The sequence below is a fragment of the Streptococcus suis genome (assembly GCF_046032115.1).
Lineage (GTDB): Bacteria > Bacillota > Bacilli > Lactobacillales > Streptococcaceae > Streptococcus > Streptococcus suis_AJ.
In genome coordinates this window covers 46,542-51,387 of record NZ_JARQOZ010000016.1, presented here as the reverse complement: position 1 = coordinate 51,387, position 4,846 = coordinate 46,542, and the positions used below count along the sequence as shown (strand labels likewise).

General features: G+C 46.5%; 4 protein-coding genes. 3 read left to right on the top strand and 1 reads right to left on the bottom strand.

Annotated elements, in window-relative coordinates; translation table 11 throughout:
* The first annotated feature begins 142 nt into the window (after positions 1-142).
* The 3 genes from P7J36_RS06490 to P7J36_RS06480 all read left to right on the top strand — a co-directional run bounded on the left by P7J36_RS06490 (position 143) and on the right by P7J36_RS06480 (position 3,842).
* A complete protein-coding gene (locus tag P7J36_RS06490) occupies positions 143-889 on the top strand; it encodes a lysophospholipid acyltransferase family protein (protein ID WP_408551521.1) in 747 nt (248 codons plus the stop codon).
* Between the two features lie 66 nt (positions 890-955).
* Entirely contained in the window at positions 956-1,621 is a 666-nt protein-coding gene (locus tag P7J36_RS06485) for a helix-hairpin-helix domain-containing protein (protein WP_408551522.1), read from the top strand.
* Complete coding sequence (locus P7J36_RS06480; RefSeq protein WP_408551523.1) at positions 1,605-3,842, top strand: DNA internalization-related competence protein ComEC/Rec2; 2,238 nt, start codon at positions 1,605-1,607, stop codon at positions 3,840-3,842. Before P7J36_RS06485 ends, P7J36_RS06480 begins: the two co-directional genes overlap by 17 nt.
* 326 nt (positions 3,843-4,168) lie before the next feature.
* Here the strand turns inward: P7J36_RS06480 and P7J36_RS06475 are convergent.
* Positions 4,169-4,846, bottom strand: a 678-nt coding sequence (locus P7J36_RS06475) for a G5 domain-containing protein (protein WP_408562437.1), incomplete at its 5' end; no start/stop codon positions are given.

The window sequence follows — 4,846 nt, the reverse complement described above, 5'->3', positions numbered from 1 at the left end:
ATAAGGAAAGTCGTCACTATCCTCTTTTGGACGGTAACAAATTGGATAAAATACGAACTACGGGAATGATTCGATTACATGTGACATTTCTTCCTGAAGCAATTTTGTGCTATAATAGGAGGGATTGAAAAAGGAGAAGTTTATGTTTTATTCTTATCTACGAACACTATTAACATTCTTGTTGTGGGCCATCAATGGTAATATTCATTACCATGACAGAGAAAATATTTTGCCACAGGAGGAAAATTATATTCTTATCGCCCCGCACAAAACCTTCTGGGATCCAGTCTTTCTTGGCTACGCAGCTGCTCCTAAGCAGTTCATCTTTATGGCTAAAAAAGAACTCTTCAAGGACCGTGGGTTTGGCTGGTGGATTTCAAAATGTGGAGCCTTTCCGATTGACCGTGAAAATCCTGGTATGGCAGCCATCAAGTATCCAGTTAACATGTTGAAAAAAAGCGACCGTTCGCTGGTCATGTTTCCTTCAGGAAGTCGTCATTCATCTGAGCTCAAAGGTGGTGTGGCGGTCATTGCCAAGTCAGCCAAGGTTAAACTTATGCCAGCCACCTATGTAGGGCCAATGACCATCAAGGGGCTCTTAGCTGGTGAGCGAATTGATGTGGCTTTTGGAAATCCTATCGATGTTTCGGATATCAAGCGCATGGATGATGCAGGTATAGCAGAAGTAACTAGCCGAATCGAGGCGGAGTTCAAACGCTTAGATGACCATGCAGCTTCTTTCCAAACCAAGAAAAAGCCAAATATCTTGACTTATATCTATCGTATCCCAGTTCTTTTGCTGGTTGCCCTTATCTTGGGTCTGACCTATGTCTTTAGCTATATTGCTAGCTTCTTCTGGCAACCAAGCACTCAGTTGGATAAAAAATAAGTAAATGAAACTCGCAGCTTGCGGGTTTTTTGTATCTTTTGCGAACTATATAGGTGGAGGTAATTTATGGATACAATCAAAACTTATATAGAAATGCTTAAAGAATACAAGTGGCAGCTGGGTCTGCCGGCAGGAGTAGCAGTTGTCGTTGCGAGTTTTCTCTGGTTTAGTCAGCCAGCCCAATCGGCTGACCAGACTGGACTGACGGAGTTTCCTCAGACCGAGAAAACCTCTAGTGGTCAAGAGCAAACTGAGGAAACCAGTAGAGAAGAAAGCGAAGAGCCCAGCCAGCTGGTCGTTGATATCAAAGGAGCGGTAGTAAAGCCAGGGCTCTACACTTTAGCAGCTGGTGCGCGTGTTAATGATGCAGTTAAGGCAGCTGGTGGCTTGACCAGTCAGGCAGATCCCAAGTCTATCAATCTGGCTCAGAAGCTCAGCGACGAAGCGGTGGTCTATGTGGCTAGCAAGGACGAAAACATCTCGGTGGTGACCAGCACGACTGCCAGCTCTGCCATTTCCCAAGAAGAAAAAAACACCAGTCTTGTCAATCTGAATACGGCGACCGAGGCTGATCTGCAGACTATTTCGGGTATCGGTGCCAAGCGGGCGGCGGACATTATCGCCTATCGTGAGGCCAATGGTGGCTTCAAGTCGGTGGACGACCTCAACAACGTTTCGGGCATCGGCAACAAGACCATGGAAAGCATCCGACCTTATGTCACGGTTGATTAAGCTCCCTTGCCGGCCCATTCACTTGGCAGTCTTGGCGGTGGCGGCCTACTTTGCAGTCCATTCTTTTTCCCTCTTGACAATGGGCCTGCTGAGTTTGTTGTTGCTGGTCTTTGGGATTCGGCAAGGCAAGACAGTTTTCCTCAAAACGCTGCCGCTTCTAGCCCTGTGCGGTCTGTTTTTCGGATGTCAGAAGGTCCAATGGGAGCGGGCAGCCCAGTCAGCCCCTAGCCATGTCGACCAAGTCCAGCTTATTCCAGATACCATAGACATCAATGGAGACAGCCTGTCTTTTCGTGGTCGGGCTGACGGACAAACCTATCAGGTTTTCTACAAATTAGCCAGTCAGGAGGAGCAGATTTATTTTCAAAAGCTGACAGGTTTGGTCCAGCTAGAAGTGGAAGCAGAGGTCAGCCTGCCAGCAGGTCAGCGGAATTTCAAGGGCTTTGACTATCAGGCCTATCTGAAAACGCAGGGTATTTATCGGACAGTCAAGCTAACGGCGATCAAGAAGATTGTCCTTGTCCAGTCTTGGAATGTTTTTGACTGGCTATCAAGCTGGCGGAGGCAGGCCTTGGTCTATGTTAAAACCAATTTTCCAGCACCCATGAGTCACTACATGACAGGGCTCTTGTTTGGGGACTTGGATAGTGAGTTTGACCAGATGAGCGACCTCTATTCCAGTCTGGGTATCATTCATCTCTTCGCCCTGTCTGGTATGCAGGTGGGCTTTTTCATCGACAAGTTTTGTTGGATTTTGTTGCGTTTGGGCTTGACCAAGGAAACGGTAGATAAGTTGCAGATTCCCTTTTCTCTTGTCTATGCTGGTTTGACAGGCTTTTCGGTGTCAGTGGTGCGGTCCCTGGTCCAGAAAATTCTGGGCAATATGGGCTTGCGGAAGTTGGATAATTTTGCGGCGACGGTCTTTGTCTGCCTGCTGATGCTGCCCCGATTTCCACTGACGGCAGGAGGAGTTCTGACCTTTACCTATGCATTCTTGCTGACGGTCTTTGATTTTGAGGACTTGGGGCAGGTCAAAAAGGTTGCGGTGGAGAGTCTCAGTATTTCACTTGGGATTCTACCTGTGCTCATGACCTATTTCTATGCCTTTCAACCCTTGTCTATTCTCCTGACATTTGCCTTTTCCTTTATCTTTGATGTCCTGCTCTTGCCAGGTTTGTCAGTCATTTATCTCCTGTCGCCAGTTGTCAAGATGACTTGGGTCAACGGATTTTTCGTCTTTATGGAGAAAATCATTGTCTGGGTGGCTGATTTGGGCTTTCGGCCTTGGATACTGGGCAAGCCGTCTGGACTGGTTCTCTTGCTCTTGCTGGTCAGCCTCTTCTTGCTCTACGATTTCCACAGGAAGAAAAACTGGTTCCTAGGACTGAGCCTGGTCCTTGCTCTGCTATTTTTCATAACCAAACACCCGCTGGAAAATGAGGTGGCGGTGGTGGACATCGGGCAGGGGGACAGCATCTTTTTGCGGGATATGCGGGGGCGGACGGTTCTGATTGATGTGGGCGGACGGGTCGATTTTGTGGCCAAGGAAGAGTGGCAGGAGCGGTCTCGGCAGGCAAATGCAGAGCGGACTTTGATTCCTTATCTGCATAGTCGAGGTGTGGATAGGATTGATAGTTTGGTCCTGACCCATACCGACGCTGACCATGTGGGCGATGTACTGGAAGTGGCGAAGCAGGTCCAGATTGGACGGATTTACGTGTCGCCTGGAAGCCTGACGGTGCCTGACTTTGTAGCCACCTTGAAAGAAATCAATGTCCCTGTTCATGTGGTGAAAGTGGGTGACCGCTTGCCGATTTTTGACTCTTATCTGGAGGTCCTCTATCCAGACGGTACGGGCGACGGTGGCAATAATGACTCTATTGTCCTTTACGGTCGCTTGCTGGAAACCAATTTTCTCTTCACAGGGGACTTGGAGCAGGGGGAGTTGGATTTGATAGAAACCTATCCTGACCTTCCTGTCGATGTGCTCAAGGCTGGTCACCACGGCTCCCAAGGGGCTTCCTATCCCGAATTTCTAGACCATATAGGAGCCAAGATTGCCCTGGTATCAGCAGGAGAAAACAACCGCTACAAGCACCCTCACCAAGAAACTTTGGATCGATTTGACAGTCGAAATATCCAAGTCTATCGCACTGACCAGCAAGGAGCCATTCGCTTCCGAGGCTGGAAGGAGTGGACGATTGAGACGGTGAGGGAGTGATGGTTTTAAAAAAGGGCCCTATAATCTCTCTGGTGGATTTACCCACTGCAGAAATTATAGTGCCCATTAGGGGAGTTGGATAGCCTCAGCTTTTTAGCAAGTTATTCATGTATGTAGTTTATTCTAGTTGGTACTCGTTTCTTATCTCCACAAAGTTCTTTGGAGAGGAGGTGAGAAGACGACATTACAGTCTCTCAGGATAGATTTGGTTGATTTCCCAAAAGTCCCTTCAGAAGGAGTTGATCGCTTCTGAGAAGTAATCTTATATTGAATCACCCCAAAAGTTAGATAGAAATATCTAACTTTTTTGGGGTAGTATATATTATTTACTTTTCCTTTTTAGTTTTGAGAAGAGGCAAGATAGCCCAACCAAGTCCTAAAGATACTAGGAAAATGTATCCCAATCTAGATAGGAAGTTTTCTTTTTGCTCACCAGTTTTTGGTAATAGTGCGCCATTGGTTTGTTGAAGCTGGCTCGGAGAAACGATAGCATCATGTTGTCTATTCGACAGATATTCTATCGATTTTGGTGTCTCTGCGAGCTTCATTGGAGTAGGGATTGCTTCATTAGTTGGCAATGTTGGTGGCAAAATCGGTACAAGATTTGGAGTATCTGGTTTTTCTTCCTTGTTTGGGAGGTTATCGGTACTGCGACTTCCGATTTTGATAACTTGTTCAATCGGCTCAAGGAGGATGGTATCAGAAATAATTTCTTCATTGTTTCTTCTAACGACCGCTCCATTTATGAGAGCAATAATTTGTCGTTGACCGTCTTTTCCTTGTACAAGGATAATTTCTTCTCCCTGTTTCAACTGATTATCCACGATGTATTTCGTTTGGAAAGGAATTGGTATGATTGTTGTACTCCATTTGAGTTCAGGTTTTATGTGTTGTTCAGGAGCAGTTTCGGGAACTTTTATTTCTAAAGTTCCGATTTTCACGACATGCTCAACTGGTTCGATTGTTTCCGTTACGGTGTTCGCAGTAATGTTTCCAGTTACGGT